The organism is Streptomyces sp. NPDC058335 (assembly GCF_042723915.1).
Taxonomy (GTDB): Bacteria; Actinomycetota; Actinomycetes; order Streptomycetales; family Streptomycetaceae; genus Streptomyces.
The window spans coordinates 13,608-30,018 of the sequence record NZ_JBHXHX010000039.1 but is presented as its reverse complement, the minus strand read 5'-3'; the positions used below and the strand labels follow the sequence as shown (position 1 = coordinate 30,018).

Below are 16,411 nucleotides of genomic sequence, written 5' to 3'. Positions count from 1 at the left end.
GTCTCCGCCGCCACCCGCCGCAGGACCTCGGGGACTTCCGTCTCCATCGTCGTATTGGAACTGGGCACCAGCATGCCCACACGGTAGGAACTCATCGCACTGCGCCTTTCATGGGAAAGATCGGAAAGATCGAGAAGTCGGAGGAGAGCTCTGACAAAGAGCACGGCGGCCGGAGTCGCGGTCGTCCGCCCGACGCCGGCCGCCGTGGGTTTTCCCTGCGGCTGGCCATCAGCCGCCGGAGGTGTGGAGGCCGCGGTTCTCCATCCAGTTCAGGACGGTGGTCGCTGCTTCTGCCAGTTTGTCGGGCTGGTTGCGGAGGTAGTGGTTGGCCCCGACGAGGTGGTGCCGGTCGACCTCTCCGCTCAGGGTGTTCGCGATGAGGTCGGCGTGTGTGGTCGGCACCGCGTTGTCGCCGCCGGCGGTCAGGAGCAGGGCCGGCACCGTCACCTGGGAGCCGAACTTGACGGTGTTCGCGTTGGTCTCGTCGATGCTCCACTGCGAGAGCCAGCTCTTGAGTGAGGAGAACCGGGCCAGTGCGATGGGTGAGTTGTTGACCACGGAGGGGACGCCGATGAAGGACGTGCCCGCCTGGCGTTCGTTGGGGTCGAGTGAGGGGTCGAGCCAGCGGGGGTCGGCCATCGTGCCGTAGACCGTGAAGGGCAGGCTCAGCCCGGCCTCGCCGTTCGGACCGGGCTCGGCGAGCCGTTCCTTGACCCAGGTGGTGATGCGGCGGCTGCGCTCCAGCTGGGCGTTGCGGTATTCGGCGACGAAGTCGGCGCTGTAGGGCGCCTTGGGTGCGTTCTCGCCGTACAGGTCGAGATCGGGGTTGCGGCGGAACGGGTTGGTCTCGTCGATGATCGACGCGTCCAGGGAGTCGGTGAGCAGTGCCGCCCGGGAGATGTGCGCGCACAGCTGGAGCACGGCGTCGCCGGGGATCAGGTCGCTCAGGTCGACGGGGTCGCCGGCCGGGGTCTGGGTGATCGTGGGCTTCTCGGCCTGGGCCTGGTAGGTGGTGGCGATCGACCCGCCGCCGCTCCAGCCGCCCATGACGACCTTGGCGTAGCCGCGTTCCTCCTTGAGGTAGCGGACCCACTGGCCGAGGTCGGTGAGGACGTTCTCCATGATGAGCGCGGCGTCGTTGTTGGGGTAGCGTCCGTTCGCGCAGAAGACGTGGGTGCCGCGGCGGGCCAGTTCCTGCGTCATCGGCAGGTTGTGCAGCGGTCCCATCGGATGCAGGAAGACGATGACCGTGTCCTGCTTGACGTCGGGCCGGGCCAGGAGGGTTCCCTCCACGAGCACCGTGTCGTCCCAGGACGCGTAGACCTCACGGCTCCCCGTCTTGTTGGGGTAGAAGAGGGTGACGCTCTCGGACGTGTAGCCCTGCGGCTTGACACTAGGCATTGGCCTGTCCCTCTTCAGTGATGAACGAGTCGGCTCGGAGGGGCTTGCGGGTTTCGACCATGATGATCTCCCACTCGATCCGGTCGTACGCATCCCCGGCGTCCCTGACCGCGTCATGGACCTCCTGCGGCCAGCCGTGGTGGATCCCCTGCGGTGCGTGGTCAATGAGGCCGCGCGGCAGGGGCTGGCCGAAGGCCGAGCCGCCGTGGACGATGACGACCTCGTCGTAGTCGGCGTTGCGGTGATGGAACGGCGCCCGCTCCACCCCGGGGGTCGACTCCGCGGGCCTGGGCAGCAGGTTGAGCAGGGTGAAGCCGGGGCCCGCCAGGAAGACGTGCATCGACGGTGGCAGGTGGATGGTGTCGGACGTGATGACGTTCCAGTCCGCGATGTTGAAGGCGAACGGGAAGAGGTCACCCTTCCAGCCGAGGACGTCGAACGGGTGGGTCTCGCTGATGACGTCGGAGTAGTCGCCGTCGTACTTGATACGGATCCGGTACTCGCCGGGCTCGGTGACGGCGTCCCCGAGGACGGGGAGCCTCAGCCGGTCGGGGTCGAACGGAGCGTGCTGACCGAGGCCGGAGTAGTGCGGGAAGTGCGGCTGACCGCCGTAGGCCTCGATGCCGAACAGGTTCAGCGGCTCGTCGACGATCCAGCGCCGAGTCACGCCCTTGGGGACGAACACGTAGTCCCCGACGCCGAACTTCAGTGCGCCGTACTCCGACTCGAGAGTGCCGCTTCCCTCGTGGACGAACCAGACTTCGTCGCCGTCCACGTTCCGGAAGAGCCAAGGCATGGATTCCTGCCGCCGGCTGGACCAGATGGAAACGTCGCTGTTGTAGAACAGGCGCTGGGGAAGACCGTCGGCGGAAACGCTGTCACTCGTCTTGAGTACGTTGCTGTCGAGCTGGGTGTTGTGGAAACGGCCTTCGGTGCGGAACTTCTGCGGATCCCCGTGACGGTAGAAGAGCGTCGTGGGTCCGTCGAATCCTTCCCTACTCAGCTCGTCCTCGACGAGACCATTGAGATCGCGGTGCGCCTGGAGAGGTGTGCGACCTTGCTTGACCTGATGGATCGAACGGTATTGCGGCATGACTGTCTCACCTTTCGGCGACGAGATTTCGGGCGGCCCCGAGATGGTCGCTGGCGGCTCCTGAACAAGCCGGTTGACGTATCCACTACCTTAGGACTCGTCCGCGAGATCGTCAAGCGCTTGATGACCTGATTCGACGCCGGGCCCCCATGCCGTTGAGGGAAGTGCTCGAAAACCCTCGGCTCATCGGCATGAGAGCCCAGCTCACGGCTGTATGACGCCAGCCGTCACTGGGTGTCGACGGCGTCGGTCACCGTCCAGAGCAGTTCCATGAGTTGGCGCTGCTGCTCCGGGCGGAGGGAGCTCAGCAACTCCTCCTCCAGCGCGATCTGCCCCTTCATCGCGGGCTCCATCTGAACCCGGCCGGCGTCGGTGAGCTGTACGACGACCAGTCGCCGATCGTTCGGGTCGGGCTTACGCCGCACCACCCCGGCCGCTTCCAGTTTGTTCACGGCGCTGCTGACCGCGGCGCGGGTGGACATGGACAGCTCCGCCAGGTGCCTGATCTCCAGATCGCCCTCGCTCCACAGGATGGCGAGCAGTCGGAAGCCGGCCCACGACCAACCGTATTGCCGGTGGTAGGCATCCGACCTCGTCGCCATCTGCATGTACATGCGTTGCAGGTTCACCGCGATGAGCATCCGGACGTAGCCCGCTTCGGAGACCAGGCCTGCTTGCAAGTGCTTTTGGGCGAGGTGTTCGGCCGTGCGCGACCGGTTACGTGGCGTCATGATGTTCTACGTTTCTGTCGAGTCGGCAGAGGGAGAAGCAGGTTCACACATCGAGCGCGCCCTTGCGCCTTCCTGCCCTCGTGTGATTTTCTCTCAAGGCTCGACTGAAAAGAGACGTGTCCCCGTCAGACGGTTCGACACGGGGCTCGCGCGGGCTCGGGCGGCGGCGATTCCGACGGTCGGCCACAAAGACAAGTCACCTATGCCGTAGTCGTCCCAGGCCCGGGCAACCGAGGACGCCCCAGGCGAGGTATCCGAAAAGCAGGAAGACCGACAGATGTCCGAACAGGACGTCCCACTCCAGCGGCACCGCCGTCGGGGCCGTGAAGGTGATGAAGAAGTACAAGAGGGTCATCGGGGCGGCGCCGACGGTCGCGAGTAGGGGTTCTTGGACAACAGCAGCACTGGCTGCGTGAGGACCTCGACGGTCGTACCGCCGACGTGAGCCATGAGGTCCGTCACCTTCGACGGGCGGACGTCGCGCCGTGGGTACCCGTCCCGTATGCACGTCCACAAGAAAACCGTGCACTATCGGATGCACAACGCCGAGGAACTGCTTGGCCACCCGCTCACCGAGAATCGGCTGCACATCGAGGTTGCTCTGTTGTCTGTGCCCAGCTGGGACTGGGGCAAGCGCGTCCGCTGCGCCGACGCGCCGAACAGTGAGGCGCCGAGGTCACTTCATGACGCGAATCGGCTCGCCAGCGGCGCAGGAGGCAATGTTCTCCGCGGCATGTCGGTAGAAGACGTTGTAGTTGACAGGCTGGTTCGGCTGATGCGAACGGGCGCACCCGTCGGCAAGGGGTGGTCGGCGCGACAGCTACGGCGATCAGTTCGGTCGCAGGATACGGCCGTATCGCCGTACCTCTTCCCTCACCCCGGCCATGCGCGCAGCACATGGTCCCGAAAGGCGCGCGAGGCCGGCGGCAGCGGGCGGTCTGTGAACCAGGCGAGGCCGATCTGCCGACTGCACTCGGGGCTGGTCACCGGGATCAGAGGTACGGCGGCCTCGCCCTGACCGGCGCCGCCCCGGCCGCCGGCCTCCGGCGGGGCCTGCTGCTGGCGGGGGAGCAGGCTGACTCCCAGTCCCGCGCCGACCAGACCCCGCAGGGTGGCGACCTCGTCGCCCTCGAAGGCGATGCGCGGCGCGAACCCCGCCTCCCGGCAGGCCTCCGCCACGAAGGTGCGCAGCCCCATGCCGGTCCTGAGCACAACGAACGGCTCGTCGGCGACCTCGGCGAGCCGGACGTCTTCGCGACCGGCGAGCCGGTGTCCGGGCGGGACCGCGAGCAGCAGGGGCTCGGTCAGCAACGGCCGCCAGCGCAGGCCCGGCACATCGGGGGCCGGCCCGGTGACGGCGAGGTCCACGACGCCGGCGCGCAGGGTGTCGATGAGCGCGGGGTCGGCGTCCTGGCGCAGGTCGAACCGGGCGCCGGGGTGGACCCGGCAGTAGCCGCTGATCAGCTCGGGCACCAGCCAGGTGCCGTAGGTGTGCATGAACCCCAGCGGCACTACGCCCGTGTCGGGCGCCACGAAGTCCGAGACGGCTCGCAACCCGTCGTCCCACCGGGCCAGCACGGTGTCGACGTACTCCTTGAACAGGCTTCCCGCGGGTGTAGGTTGCAGCCGTCTGCCGTTGCGGTGCAGCAGAGGGGCGCCGACCTCCTTCTCCAATCGGGCCAGGGTCCTGGTGACGACAGGCTGGGTGATGGTGGCGCGGCGGGCGGTCTCCGTGACGGTCTCTCCGTCGGCGACCGCCTGGAACCAGCGCAGGGCCTGCAGATCCATGAGGGCGATCCTCTCATCCATGTCGCTACGACATGGATAACACCATGAACGGCTATTGGACGCATGGACGACCCAAGCCCATGATGGACGTGTCAACTAATAGCCTTCATGATAGATGCGTCAACTGAATTCAACAGCGGTCACGAGCCGCATGACACGGGCGTGAGCCCACGAGGAGGGATCCGGAGATGCGGAACCTGACCGTAGCCCAGCAGATGGTGGACATCCTGCGCCAGGCGGGCGTGGAGCGGATCTACGGAGTGGTGGGCGACAGCCTGAACTCGGTGGTCGACGCGGTACGGCGCACCGACGGCATCGAGTGGGTGCACGTACGCAACGAGGAGGCCGGGGCCCTCGCCGCCGCCGCGGAGGCACAGCTGACCGGCAAACTCGCGGTGTGCGCGGGAAGCTGCGGTCCCGGCAACACCCACCTGATCCAGGGCCTGTACGACGCGCAGCGCTCCGGGGCACCGGTGCTGGCGATCGCCTCACACATCCCGTCCCATCAGATCGGCACCGGCTTCTTCCAGGAGACGCACCCCGAGCGCGTGTTCACCGACTGCAGCGACTACTGCGAGATGATCAGCACCCCCGAGCAGATGCCCCGCGTACTGCGGATCGCTCTGCAGCGCGCCCTCGGCCACAGCGCGGTGTCCGTGCTCGTCATCCCGGGCGACGTCGCGCACGCCCAGGCGACCCACCCGACCGGCACCAGCGACCTGGTCACCGAGCGCGGACGCGTCCTTCCGCCGGACACGCAGCTGCAGGCACTGGCGGAGAAGCTGAACGCGGCGCGGAAGGTGATGCTGTTCGCCGGCGCCGGAGTCCGGGACGCGCACGCCGAGGTCATGGCACTCGCCGAGAAGGCCGCCGCCCCCATCGGGCACACGCTGCGCGGCAAGGAGTGGATCCAGTTCGACAACCCCTATGACGTCGGCATGAGCGGACTGCTGGGCTACGGGGCCTGCTATGACGCGATGCACGAGGCCGACCTGGTCGTGCTGCTGGGTACGGACTTTCCTTACAACGACTTCCTGCCGCAGGCGAAGACGGTGCAGGTCGATCACGAGGTCGGGCACCTCGGCCGTCGTACGGTCCTGGACCTCGGCGTTCACGGCGACGTACGCGAGACGCTGCGCGCGGTGCTGCCGCTGGTCGAGACGAAGCGGGACCGCTCCTACCTCGACCGCATGCTGCGCAAGCACGCCAAGTCCCTGGAGACCGTGGTCGGCGCATACACCCGCAACGTCGAGCGGCACATCCCCATCCACCCTGAGTACGCGGCCTCCGTCCTGGACGAACTCGCCGCCGACGACGCCGTTTTCACCGTCGACACCGGCATGTCCAACGTCTGGGCGGCCCGCTATCTGACCCCCAACGGGCGGCGCCGGGTGATCGGTTCCTTCCTGCACGGCACCATGGCCAACGCGCTGCCGCACGCCATCGGCGCGCAGTCCGCCTACCCGAGCCGCCAGGTGATCTCGATGTCGGGCGACGGCGGACTCGGCATGCTGATGGGCGAACTGCTGACGGTGAAGCTGCACGACCTGCCGGTGAAGACGATCGTGTTCAACAACTCCTCTCTCGGCATGGTGAAGCTGGAGATGCTGGTCGAAGGACTCCCCGAGTACGAGACCGACCACGGGCCGGTGGACTTCGCGGCGATCGCCCGCGGCGCGGGCATCGAGGCGATCCGCATCGAACGGCCCGAGGATGTCACCGCCGGCCTCAAGCAGGCCTTCGCCCACGACGGACCCTTCCTGGTCGACCTGGTGACCGACCCCAACGCGCTGTCGATCCCGCCGCACATCTCAGCCGGCCAGGTGAAGGGATTCGCCTTCGCGGCAGGTCGCACCGTGCTCGACGGAGGGGTCGGCAAGATGCTGGACCTCGCGCGCGCCAACCTGCGCAACATCCCCCGCCCCTGAACCCGCTCACCACGCACCTGTGAGGAAACATCATGACTTCTACCAACCCGGACCGTGTCCGAGGGGCGGCCCTGCTCGCCGACCCGCTGCTCAACAAGGGCACCGCCTTCAGCCCGCAAGAACGCGCCGAACTCGGCCTGGACGGGCTGCTGCCGCCTGCGACGGAGACCCTTGAGGAGCAGGCGGACCGGGCGTACGAGGCGTTCCTCGCGTACGACAAGCCGCTCAACCGGCACATCTACCTGCGCCAGCTCCAGGACACCAACGAGGTGCTCTTCTACGACCTGCTCACCCGCCACCTGGAGGAGATGCTGCCGGTCGTCTACACGCCGACGGTCGGCGAGGCGTGCCGGCGCTTCAGCGAGATCTACCGCAGGCCGCGCGGTCTGTTCCTGACGTACGAGAACCGCCACCGCTTCCGGGAGATCCTGCGCAACCGGCCCAACCCGGATGTCGACGTCATCGTCGTCACCGACGGCCAGCGCATCCTGGGCCTGGGCGACCAGGGGGTGGGCGGCATGGGCATCCCGATCGGCAAGCTCAGCCTCTACACCGCCATCGGCGGCATCCACCCGGCGCGCACCCTGCCGATCCTGCTCGATGCCGGCACCGACAACGAGCAACTGCTGGCCGGCGAGCACTACCTGGGCCGCAGGCAGCATCGCGTCACAGGGGACGCCTACGACGAGATGATCGAGGCGTTCGTGTCCGCCGTGGAGGCCGAGCTCCCCGGAACCCTCCTTCAGTGGGAGGACTTCGCGACCGCGCACGCCCGCCCGATCCTCGGCCGCTACCAGGACCGGCTGCTGACCTTCAACGACGACATCCAGGGCACCGCGGCCGTGGCACTCGGCGCGCTGAGCACCGCCACGAAGGTCGCCGGGACGCGGCTGACCGACCACCGCGTCGTGGTCCTCGGCGCGGGGTCGGCGGCGATCGGGGTCGCCGACATGATCCGCACCGCGCTCGTCGAGGAAGGCCTTTCCGAGCAGCAGGCGGCCGACCGCTTCTGGTTCGTCGACATCGACGGCCTGCTGGTGCGCTCCCGCACCGACCTCACTCCCGAGCAGCAGGTCTACGCGCGCGATGACGCGGAGGTACGACAGTGGGGTGCGCGCGATCTGGCGCAGGTCGTGGGCGAGGTGAAGCCGACGGTGCTGATCGGGCTGTCCACCGCGCACGGCGCGTTCACCGAGGAGATCGTGCGGACGATGGCCGACGCCTGTGACCGGCCGGTGATCTTGCCGCTGTCCAACCCCACCTCGAACGCCGAGGCCGAGCCCGCCGACCTCGCCCGCTGGACCGACGGCCGGGCGCTCATCGCCGCCGGTTCACCCTTTCCGCCGCTGAAGCTGGACGGGCGAGAGGTGCCGGTCGCTCAGGCCAACAACGTCTACGTCTTCCCCGCCGTCGGGCTGGCCGTGGCCGCCTGCCGGGCCTCCCGGGTGAGCGACCGCATGATGGTGGCCGCGGCGCGGGCCGTGGGGGAGTGCGCGGTGCGGGCGGGCACGGACGGGGCCACCCCGCTGCTGCCACCGCTGGCGGGCATGCGGGAGGCGGCCCGCGAGATCGCCCTGGCCGTGGCCAAGGCCGCGGTCGAGGACGGGGTGGCGCCCCAGGCCACAGAGGCCGAGCTGCGCGACGCGATCTCGGCGACGCAGTGGACACCTCGATACGCGTCCTTTCCGGTGTCCTGACGGACTGCCCTCGCCCACCTGGGTGACTAGTCAACACCTTTACACTCGATTGTATGGATGACGCAGTGCGGTGGTTGACGGCGGAGGAGCAGCACGCCTGGCGGAGCTTTGTCCGGCTGCACGAGCGGCTGGGGGGCCGCCTGTCACGCATGCTGCAGAGCGAGTCGAAGCTCTCGGCCGCGGACTTCGGCGTGCTGGTCAGCCTGACGGATGTGCCGGAAGGCCGGCAGCGTTACCAGGATCTGGCCCGGGCGCTCGAGTGGGAGAAGAGCCGGATGTCCCACCACATCGCGCGGATGGCCGGACGAGGGCTGGTGATCCGCGAGGAGTGCCCCGAGGATGCGCGGGGAGCCTTCGTGGTGATCACGGACGCCGGACGGGCGGCGATCGAAGCGGCGGCGCCGCTGCATGTGGAGGCAGTGCGAGAGCTGTTCCTGGACCATGTCACCCCGGCGGAGCTACGGACGCTGGCCGACATCTCCGACCGGGTGGTGGCGAAGCTGGACGAGGATCACGTCTGATCGGCTGCACGGGCCTTCGGCTGTGAGGGTAGGGCCGGGGAGCCGGTTCTGACGCGGTCAGGGCTCGTTTCATTTCGCCGCTTGACACGTCATCTACCACTCTCTACATTTAGATGACACATCAACTCTGCATGGGTTGCAGAGCCCTGGATGAGGGCCGATACGGCCTATACGCCTTCCGGCGGCCGACGACCAGTGTGTGATTCTGCTTTGACAAGGAGCCGACATGAAGACCGTCCGCAAGGTGTCCATCCCCGTTGTCGCCGCGCTCGCCGGTGCCGTGGTCGCGGGAACGCTGACGGGTGGAAGCGCCACCGCCACGGAGGGCGGCGACAGTGCCGCCGACCGGTTCGCCATCCGCGAAGTGATCGACCGCAGCCAGATGTACGTCGATCTGAAGGACACCGCGGCCTTCGCCAACCTGTTCACCAAGGACGGCCACTATGAAAGCCCGTTCAACCCCGGCTCTGACGGCCGCGCCGAGATTGAGGCCGCGTTCGACCAGGCTATCGAGACGGGCTTCACCAAGGGGCTGCGGCACATGACCGGGCCCGAGAAGATCGACGTGAACGGCAGTACCGCCACAGCCACTTCCTGGTACTGGATCGCCCGCAACGAGACGGAGCACTCCGTCTACAGCACCGGCACCTTCACCGACAAGTTCCGCAAGGTGAACGGCAAGTGGGAGATCGAGAACCGCGTGCAGACCATCGACGCGCCGGCGCCTACGAGCTAGGCGCTCCGCTGAAGGATGCCGGGACGTGTCGTCGATCGTCCACGGCACCGTCGTAGCTGGTCGCTCCTCCACTCTCGACTTCGCTCGATCGGGGCCCCCGTCGCGGCGGAACCGCCTATCAACACAGCCCCGCGCCCCTTTGGGGTGCGGGTATGACAGTCGGCTTCACATCCGACCTGCTTCTCCGAACCGGCCGGAAAGCCGCGCCGCTCCCTCAGCCCTCCGCCCGCGGATCGATGAGTTCCGCCAGGTGCAAGCTCTGCCGGTCGGGGGCGAGTTGCCTGACCTGCATGGAGCAGCTGAAGCCGTCGGCGAGGACCGGTGTGCCCGGTGCGGCCCGCTTCAGGGCGGGGGCGAGGGCCTGTTGGGCGACCTTCATGGAGACGTCATAGTGCTCGGCCTCGAACCCGAAGGTGCCCGCGACGCCGCAGCATCCCGTGGCCTCGGTGACCTTGGCGACGCCCAGTGCCGCCAGGGCCTTGCGCTGGACGGCGGCACCGAAGGTCGAGTACTCGTGGCAGTGGGTCTGCACGGTGACCGCAGACGGCACCGTCGGGGGCCGCCAACCACCGTCGACCCACTCCGTCACGGCTTCCGCGAAGCTGCGGACCCGGGCGGACACCCGCTCGGCCGCCTGGGTGCCCAGGAGCTCCGGGGCCTCTTGCTTCAGCGCGGCCGCGCAGCTCGGCTCGAGGACGACGATGGGCGTGTCCGTGCCGTCGTCGAGCTTCGAGACGGTCTTCGACAGCACCTTCTTCGCTGTGTCGAGCTGGCCCGTCGAGATCCAGGTCAATCCGCAACACGCGTCGGTCTCGCAGGTGATCTGGCGGCCCGAGCCGGCCGCGACCCGCGCGGCGGCACCGGCCACCTCCGGCCGGAACCCCTTGGTGAACGAGTCGACGAACAGGACGACATCGGCACCTCCCCCCGCGTCGCCACCGAGACTCGCCAACTCCTTGCGGAGCCTGTGCCGCGAGGTGAACCGGGGCAGCGCCCGTTCGGTCGTCAGGCCCCCGGTCCGGGCCACGACCTTGCCGACTGGTGAGGCAAACACCGCGTTGACCAGCGGGCTGACCCAACCCGTGAGCTTGAGCCAGCGCGGCAGCCAGCCGAGCGAGAAGTGCGACATGGGCCGCATGCGCCCCGCGTAGTAGTGGGAGTAGAACTCGGCCTTGTACGTGGCCATGTCGACGCCCGCCGGGCAGTCGTGCGAGCAGGCTTTGCACGCCAGGCAGAGGTCGAGAGCCCCGCGGACATCCTCCGACCGCCATCCCTCGCCGACGCTCCGCGCACCCCGGACCATGTCCTGGAGCACTCGGGCACGGCCGCGGGTGGAGTCTTTCTCGTCACCCGTGGCCCGGAAGCTCGGGCACATGACGCCGCCGGAATCCGCACGGCACCGTCCCACGCCGATGCATCCCTGCACAGCGTGGACCCAGGGGTCCGTCCCGGCCTCCTGGGCGTCGACGGGGCTGAGCGCGAAGTGGGTGCGCCACTCGCGGTCGGGGACTCCGGCGAGTGCGAGGTTCGCGTCGATCGGGTCCGGCCGGGTGATCGTCCCCGGGTTGAGCAGCCCCGAGCGGTCCCAGATGGCGCGGTAGGCCTCGAAGGCGGTGAGCACGGGCGGGCTGTACATGGTTGGGAGGAACTCGGATCTGGCCCGCCCGTCGCCGTGTTCACCGGACAGCGATCCACCATGCCGTACGACCAGTTCGGCGGCCGCGGCGGTGAAGTCCCGGTACACCTTCCGGCCCGCGTCGGTGCGCAGGTCGTAGGTGATGCGGATGTGCATGCATCCGGCCCCGAAGTGGCCGTACATGATGCCCGTCAGCCCGTAGTCGTCAAGGAGCTTACGGAAGTCGGCCAGGTAGTCGGCGAGACGTTCCGGGGCGACGGCGGAGTCCTCCCACCCCGGCCAGGACTCTCCGCCGCTCGCGGGCCGCGACGACAGACCGGCACCGTCCTCGCGTACCCGCCACAGCGTGGCCCGCTCGTGGGGATCGGGAACCGCGCGGCCGTCCACCAGGCGCCCGTCCGCCTTCAGGCGTTCGAGCAGGTGGGCGGCATCGGCGGCTACGTCCTCCGGCCGTTCGCCGTCGAGGTCGACGTAGAGAAACGCCTTGCCTTTGGGCATGCCGAGGACGGAGTCCGCGCCGCGGCGCAGCCGCATCGTGTCGACGATGACCTCGTCGATGCCTTCCACGGCGGCGGGCGAGAACTCCAGGATGGTGGGGATGTCCCGTGCGGCGTCGACGACGTCCGCGTAGCCCAGGCACACCAGGAGCGCGCTCGGAGCTTTCGGTACGAGCCTCATCCGGGCCTGTACCACGAGGGCGCAGGTGCCCTCCGAGCCGACGAGGGCCCGGGCGATGTCGAAGCCCTTCTCCGGCAGCAGGTGCGAGAGGTGGTAGCCGGACACCTGCCGTTGGATGCGTCCCAGCTCCGTGCGGAAGGGGGAGAGGTTGGCCTGTGCGAGCTCCTTGAGCTGCTCGCCGAGCTCGAAGGCTCTGGCCACCGCGTGCGCGTCCTCGTGGTCGGTCGCGCGCAGTCCGCCGGCGAACGCCGTGAGCCGTACGCCGTCCGAGGTGACGATGTCGAGTTCAACGACGTGGTCCGACGTCCGCCCGTACCGCACGGAGTGATTTCCGCACGCGTCGTTCCCGATCGCGCCCCCGACCGTGGCGCGGGTCTTCGACGAGGGGTCGGGCGCGAAGGTGAGGGCGCCACCGGTGGCGCCCTCCGCCGAGCGGCTGAGCACCGAGAGCACGACGCCGGCATCGACATCGGCGGTGCCGGACGTCTCGTCGATCGTGTGGATCCGGTTCATGTGGCGGGAGAAGTCCAGCACCACGCCGGGACCGATCGCGTTGCCGGCCATGGAGGTTCCCCCGCCCCGGCCGACCACGGGCGTACCGGTGGCGGCACATGCCCTCACGACCGCGACGACATCGTCGACGCTGCGCGGGAAGACGAGGGCCAGCGGTGGAACGCGGTAGTTGGAGGCGTCGTAGGAATACGCAGCGAGCCGGAGTCCCGAGGTCTCCACTGACACACCGGCCGCCTCGATCCTCGACAAGACGTTCAGGGGGGCAGTCACGTCAGAGTCTGTCCTTTCAGCCTGCGGGGCCGCAGCGGGAAGCCGGTCGTCGCGCATCGGATACACCGAAGATCACTCATCCGAACACTACTGGATGATATGTCACCTTACGCTGGAGGGCACACGAGCCATGAGCCCGGCCCTCGGCATTTTCACCGGTGTCTGCCGCCTCGCACGCATGCCTGGCCTGAGCCAGAGGCCGTGACAACGGAGCGTGATCATGCCGACGCATCTGACCTGCTCGGGAGTGGCGTCCGCGCGGCACACCCCACCCGAGTGCTCCGTCCGACTGTCCGCCTCGGCTGGCTGGAGAACGGCCCCGGCAGTGGAGTGGGCCGCGGCACCGAACCCCCTGGTCGAAGTGTCCTGGGAGCAGGCCGTCGACCTGGTGAGCGATGAGCTCGCCCGCGTCTATGCCGAGCGCGGTCTGTCCGCCGCGTGCGGGGCGTCGTACGGCTGGGCCAGCGCGGGCCGGTTCCCTCATGCCCAGAGTCAGATCCACCGGCCCCTGAACAACCTGGACGGATATGTCGCCGGGTGACGCGACCACGGCGTCGGCGCGTCCGGGATCCTGCTCCCGCACGTGGTGAGGGAGCGCGGACGTCATGAGATTCAGTGGGCGGTGGCCCGAGGATGCCGCATCTCGGCATCTCGCCGATCGCGCACGACACGTACGCCGACGCAAGGCCGAGTGGATCGCGCTCCTGCCCGGCAGCGACGCCGCCCTGATGCTGACCCCGCGTTCGTCCTAAACGCCGAGAACCTCGCCGACCGTGCCTTCCTCTCCACGCGCTGCACCGGGTTCTACCTGCGCGGGACGGTCGACGGCGTCCCGAAGGCCCCCTGGGCAGAGCGACTGACCACCATCCCCGCCGCTCGGATCGTCCGCCTCGCCCGCGAAATGGCGCCCTCGCTGGTGATGATCAAACTGAGCTGGTCCCTTCAGCGCCATCGGCACGGAGAGCAGCCAGCGGCCGTGTCGGCGTGTTCGAGGGCAGCCACTTCGGCAACATCCAGTAGACGGCCGCGCTGTCCAAGCCCTCGGAGCTGAAGGCCATCGCCCTGGGGTTATCCGCCGTGATCAGGCCTGGATGCGGTGGCGCACCCGATCTTGGCCAAAGCCCGTCCGACGTGTTTCTTGACCGTGGACTCGGCGAGGTGGAGCTGTTCGGCAATCTCCGCGTTCGTCCTGCCCCTGCTCCTGCCCCTGCCAATGGCGACCAGGACATCGCTTTCGCGATCGCTGAGCGTCTCCAGGCATGCAGGTCTGCCACACCGACCTCCACTACAAACAGGGCGGCATCAGCGACGACTTCCCCTTCCTCTTCGGCTACGAGGCGGCCGGAACCGTGGAGGTTGTCGGCGAAAAGTTGCCGACGAGAGTGGCCTCGGGTCTCGTCGCAAAGTTGACGCGTCAATCCGCCGGGTCTATCTTAAGTTGACACATCAACCTACCTGAGTGGACAGGAGCAGAGGCCATGCGAAACAAGAAGGTCATCGCGGTCACCGGAGCGACGGGGGCACAGGGCGGGGGCATGGCGCGGGCGATCCTCGCCGCCCCGGACTCCGGCTTCACCGTGCGTGCGCTCACCCGGAACCCCGATTCGCCCGCGGCCAAGGAGCTCGCTGAGCTCGGTGCCGAGGTCGTGCGGGCGGACTTCCACGACGAGCCGACCGTGCACAAGGCGTTCGAGGGTGCCTACGGGGCCTTCCTCGTCACCAACTTCTGGGCGCACGGCTCGGCGGCCAAGGAAACGGGGGAGGTCGAGGTCCTGGTCCGCGCCGCCGCGGCCACGGGACTGCGGCACGTGGTCTGGTCGACGCTGGAGGACACCCGCGAACTGCTGCCGGTGGAGGACGACCGGATGCCGGTTCTCCAGGACAAGTACAACGTGCCGCACTTCGACGCCAAGGGTGAGGCCAACGAACTGTTCACGCGGGCCGGGGTGCCGACGACCTTCCTGAACACCACCTTCTTCTTCCAGGGTTTCGCCCAGGCGATGGGCCCCCAGCGCGGCGAGGACGGTGTGCTGACGCTGACCCTGCCGCTGGAGGACGGCAAGCTCCTCGCCGGGATCGACGTGGCGGACATCGGCCGGACGGCGCTCGCCGTCTTCAAGCGCCCGGAGGAGTTCATCGGCGCCACCCTCCACCTGGCCGGCGACCACCTGACCGGTGCCCAGTACGCCGAGAAGCTGGCGGCGGCGCTCGGCGAGCCGGTGCGCTTCCAGGCTGTGCCCTACGACGTCTTCCGTGGCCTGGGCTTCCCGGGGGCCGACGAGATCGGCAACATGTTCCAGTACTACGGCGACTTCGATCAGGAGTTCACCGGCGCCCGTGATCTGAACCGGCTGCGGGAGATCAACCCGGAGCTGAGGATCTTTGACGGCTGGCTGGCCGAGAACGCCTCGAAGGTCAGCGTCAGCTGAGACGACACATCAGGGCCGTCAGAGCGCCCCGGAGGGCGTGATCACGCCGGCGCGGACGCCCGGAACGCCGATCATGGGACCGGCCCCGGTGGAGCACGACGAGGTGTCGCACCGAGCGAGAGGTGTCGTGAACGGACTCGGCGAGCATGCCGGCAGTGGTTCCTTCGCGCTCGACGCCCCCGGCACGGCCCTACTCGACCCCGGCGAACTGCTCACCAGCCTCGGCGGCCTCGTACAGCGCCTGGCCGACCACGGCCCGTCCGCGCCCGCCAGTGCCGGTCACCTATCGCCGGTGAAGACATGACGAGTTCGCCGACATCACGGACTCCGTGACACCCGATGTCCTGCAGTGGCTCACGGCGGAACTGGACTGACGCTCGGGCCGTTCGCCGAAAATCACAGGTCCACAGTAGATGACAAGTCAACAAATAGCCTACACTCGTTCAGATGAACGAACAGTCACAGTGGCTCACCCCGGCGGAGCAGCATGCCTGGCGAAGCGTCATTCGAATGTACGAGAGACTCGAGGGGCGCCTGTCCCGCGGCCTGCAGGTGGAGTCCTGCCTGTCGGGCTCCGACTACGCCGTGCTCGTCAACCTCACGGAGGCGCCCGGCGGCCGCATGCGCCATGTGGATCTGGCCAGGCGCCTGGAGTGGGAGAAGAGCAGGATGTCGCACCAGATCACCCGCATGGTGAAGCGCGGGTTGGTGGGCCGGCAGGAATGTCCCGAGGACGGCCGCGGCGCGTTCGTGGTCATCACCCCGGAGGGGCGAAAAGTGATCGCGGAAGCCGCGCCCCGCCATGTCCGTGAGGTTCGGCGCCTGTTCATCGAGCCCCTGACCCCCGACGAACTGGAGACGTTCGCCCGCGTGGCGGACCGCGTCGTCGAACGACTGGAGCAGAAGCAGTGCTGATGTTCGGCTCGTGCTCGACGATGGCTGATGCGCGCAGCGGGAATACGGATGTGACGGGGCACGTTGTGGAGTGAT

At 68.2% G+C, this 16,411-nt stretch carries 14 protein-coding genes and 3 pseudogenes; 10 read left to right on the top strand and 7 right to left on the bottom strand.

The window, feature by feature from the left end:
* Positions 1-228 precede the first annotated feature (228 nt).
* From ACFWJX_RS40275 to ACFWJX_RS40260, 4 genes are all read right to left on the bottom strand, one after another.
* Complete coding sequence (locus tag ACFWJX_RS40275) at positions 229-1,401, bottom strand: hypothetical protein (protein ID WP_383252019.1); 1,173 nt, start codon at positions 1,399-1,401, stop codon at positions 229-231.
* A complete protein-coding gene (locus ACFWJX_RS40270; protein ID WP_383252017.1) occupies positions 1,394-2,494 on the bottom strand; it encodes a homogentisate 1,2-dioxygenase in 1,101 nt (366 codons plus the stop codon). Before ACFWJX_RS40270 ends, ACFWJX_RS40275 begins: the two co-directional genes overlap by 8 nt.
* 227 nt (positions 2,495-2,721) lie before the next feature.
* The gene (locus ACFWJX_RS40265) at positions 2,722-3,225 is read right to left on the bottom strand and encodes a MarR family winged helix-turn-helix transcriptional regulator (RefSeq protein ID WP_383252015.1); all 504 of its coding nucleotides are present in this window, start codon (positions 3,223-3,225) and stop codon (positions 2,722-2,724) included.
* A gap of 196 nt (positions 3,226-3,421) precedes the next feature.
* Positions 3,422-3,580 carry a hypothetical protein gene (locus ACFWJX_RS40260; protein WP_383252013.1) on the bottom strand — a complete coding sequence of 53 codons (159 nt, stop codon included), beginning with the start codon at positions 3,578-3,580 and terminating at the stop codon, positions 3,422-3,424.
* Positions 3,581-3,673: 93 nt separating this feature from the next.
* Between ACFWJX_RS40260 and ACFWJX_RS40255 the strand changes: the two are divergent.
* A pseudogene (locus ACFWJX_RS40255) lies at positions 3,674-3,781 on the top strand (hypothetical protein); the annotation flags it as partial.
* Between the two features lie 317 nt (positions 3,782-4,098).
* On the opposite strand, the gene ACFWJX_RS40250 reads toward ACFWJX_RS40255, so the two are convergent.
* Positions 4,099-5,013 (bottom strand): LysR family transcriptional regulator, encoded by a 915-nt coding sequence (locus ACFWJX_RS40250; RefSeq protein WP_383252011.1) that lies wholly within the window; start codon positions 5,011-5,013, stop codon positions 4,099-4,101.
* A 188-nt stretch (positions 5,014-5,201) separates the two neighbouring features.
* Here ACFWJX_RS40250 and ACFWJX_RS40245 point away from each other — a divergent pair, with 188 nt between their 5' ends.
* From ACFWJX_RS40245 to ACFWJX_RS40230, 4 genes are all read left to right on the top strand, one after another.
* Positions 5,202-6,941 (top strand): pyruvate dehydrogenase, encoded by a 1,740-nt coding sequence (locus ACFWJX_RS40245; protein ID WP_383252009.1) that lies wholly within the window; start codon positions 5,202-5,204, stop codon positions 6,939-6,941.
* A 32-nt stretch (positions 6,942-6,973) separates the two neighbouring features.
* A complete protein-coding gene (locus tag ACFWJX_RS40240) occupies positions 6,974-8,638 on the top strand; it encodes an NAD-dependent malic enzyme (protein WP_383252007.1) in 1,665 nt (554 codons plus the stop codon).
* 53 nt (positions 8,639-8,691) lie between these two features.
* Complete coding sequence (locus ACFWJX_RS40235) at positions 8,692-9,159, top strand: MarR family winged helix-turn-helix transcriptional regulator (protein ID WP_383252005.1); 468 nt, start codon at positions 8,692-8,694, stop codon at positions 9,157-9,159.
* Between the two features lie 226 nt (positions 9,160-9,385).
* Positions 9,386-9,895 (top strand): nuclear transport factor 2 family protein, encoded by a 510-nt coding sequence (locus tag ACFWJX_RS40230; protein ID WP_383252003.1) that lies wholly within the window; start codon positions 9,386-9,388, stop codon positions 9,893-9,895.
* Positions 9,896-10,109: 214 nt separating this feature from the next.
* Here ACFWJX_RS40230 and ACFWJX_RS40225 read toward each other — a convergent pair whose 3' ends face one another.
* Entirely contained in the window at positions 10,110-12,992 is a 2,883-nt protein-coding gene (locus ACFWJX_RS40225; protein WP_383252001.1) for an FAD-binding and (Fe-S)-binding domain-containing protein, read from the bottom strand.
* Positions 12,993-13,212: 220 nt separating this feature from the next.
* Here ACFWJX_RS40225 and ACFWJX_RS40220 point away from each other — a divergent pair, with 220 nt between their 5' ends.
* Positions 13,213-13,533, top strand: coding sequence for a hypothetical protein (locus ACFWJX_RS40220; RefSeq protein WP_383251999.1), 321 nt, complete (start codon positions 13,213-13,215; stop codon positions 13,531-13,533).
* Between the two features lie 527 nt (positions 13,534-14,060).
* On the opposite strand, the pseudogene ACFWJX_RS40215 reads toward ACFWJX_RS40220, so the two are convergent.
* Positions 14,061-14,249 (bottom strand): annotated as a pseudogene (locus ACFWJX_RS40215) (response regulator transcription factor); the annotation flags it as partial.
* Here ACFWJX_RS40215 and ACFWJX_RS40210 point away from each other — a divergent pair.
* The 4 genes and pseudogenes from ACFWJX_RS40210 to ACFWJX_RS40195 all read left to right on the top strand — a co-directional run.
* Positions 14,220-14,386: pseudogene (locus tag ACFWJX_RS40210) on the top strand (alcohol dehydrogenase catalytic domain-containing protein); the annotation flags it as partial. The pseudogenes ACFWJX_RS40215 and ACFWJX_RS40210 overlap by 30 nt on opposite strands.
* Positions 14,387-14,470: 84 nt before the next feature.
* Positions 14,471-15,421, top strand: a complete 951-nt coding sequence (locus ACFWJX_RS40205; protein ID WP_383251997.1) for an NmrA/HSCARG family protein — start codon at positions 14,471-14,473, stop codon at positions 15,419-15,421.
* A 73-nt stretch (positions 15,422-15,494) separates the two neighbouring features.
* On the top strand, positions 15,495-15,725 hold the full coding sequence (locus ACFWJX_RS40200) for a hypothetical protein (RefSeq protein ID WP_383251996.1): 231 nt from the start codon (positions 15,495-15,497) through the stop codon (positions 15,723-15,725).
* Between the two features lie 143 nt (positions 15,726-15,868).
* Positions 15,869-16,336, top strand: coding sequence for a MarR family winged helix-turn-helix transcriptional regulator (locus ACFWJX_RS40195; protein WP_383251994.1), 468 nt, complete (start codon positions 15,869-15,871; stop codon positions 16,334-16,336).
* Positions 16,337-16,411: the final 75 nt, after the last annotated feature.

What these genes read in the sequence shown, in the direction of transcription:
- ACFWJX_RS40275 (WP_383252019.1), bottom strand. Translation starts at nt 1,401, where the DNA reads ATGCCTAGTGTCAAGCCGCAGGGCTACACGTCCGAGAGCGTCACCCTC.
- ACFWJX_RS40270 (WP_383252017.1), bottom strand. Translation starts at nt 2,494, where the DNA reads ATGCCGCAATACCGTTCGATCCATCAGGTCAAGCAAGGTCGCACACCT.
- ACFWJX_RS40265 (WP_383252015.1), bottom strand. Translation starts at nt 3,225, where the DNA reads ATGACGCCACGTAACCGGTCGCGCACGGCCGAACACCTCGCCCAAAAG.
- ACFWJX_RS40260 (WP_383252013.1), bottom strand. Translation starts at nt 3,580, where the DNA reads ATGACCCTCTTGTACTTCTTCATCACCTTCACGGCCCCGACGGCGGTG.
- ACFWJX_RS40250 (WP_383252011.1), bottom strand. Translation starts at nt 5,013, where the DNA reads ATGGATCTGCAGGCCCTGCGCTGGTTCCAGGCGGTCGCCGACGGAGAG.
- ACFWJX_RS40245 (WP_383252009.1), top strand. Translation starts at nt 5,202, where the DNA reads ATGCGGAACCTGACCGTAGCCCAGCAGATGGTGGACATCCTGCGCCAG.
- ACFWJX_RS40240 (WP_383252007.1), top strand. Translation starts at nt 6,974, where the DNA reads ATGACTTCTACCAACCCGGACCGTGTCCGAGGGGCGGCCCTGCTCGCC.
- ACFWJX_RS40235 (WP_383252005.1), top strand. Translation starts at nt 8,692, where the DNA reads ATGGATGACGCAGTGCGGTGGTTGACGGCGGAGGAGCAGCACGCCTGG.
- ACFWJX_RS40230 (WP_383252003.1), top strand. Translation starts at nt 9,386, where the DNA reads ATGAAGACCGTCCGCAAGGTGTCCATCCCCGTTGTCGCCGCGCTCGCC.
- ACFWJX_RS40220 (WP_383251999.1), top strand. Translation starts at nt 13,213, where the DNA reads ATGCCGACGCATCTGACCTGCTCGGGAGTGGCGTCCGCGCGGCACACC.
- ACFWJX_RS40205 (WP_383251997.1), top strand. Translation starts at nt 14,471, where the DNA reads ATGCGAAACAAGAAGGTCATCGCGGTCACCGGAGCGACGGGGGCACAG.
- ACFWJX_RS40200 (WP_383251996.1), top strand. Translation starts at nt 15,495, where the DNA reads ATGGGACCGGCCCCGGTGGAGCACGACGAGGTGTCGCACCGAGCGAGA.
- ACFWJX_RS40195 (WP_383251994.1), top strand. Translation starts at nt 15,869, where the DNA reads ATGAACGAACAGTCACAGTGGCTCACCCCGGCGGAGCAGCATGCCTGG.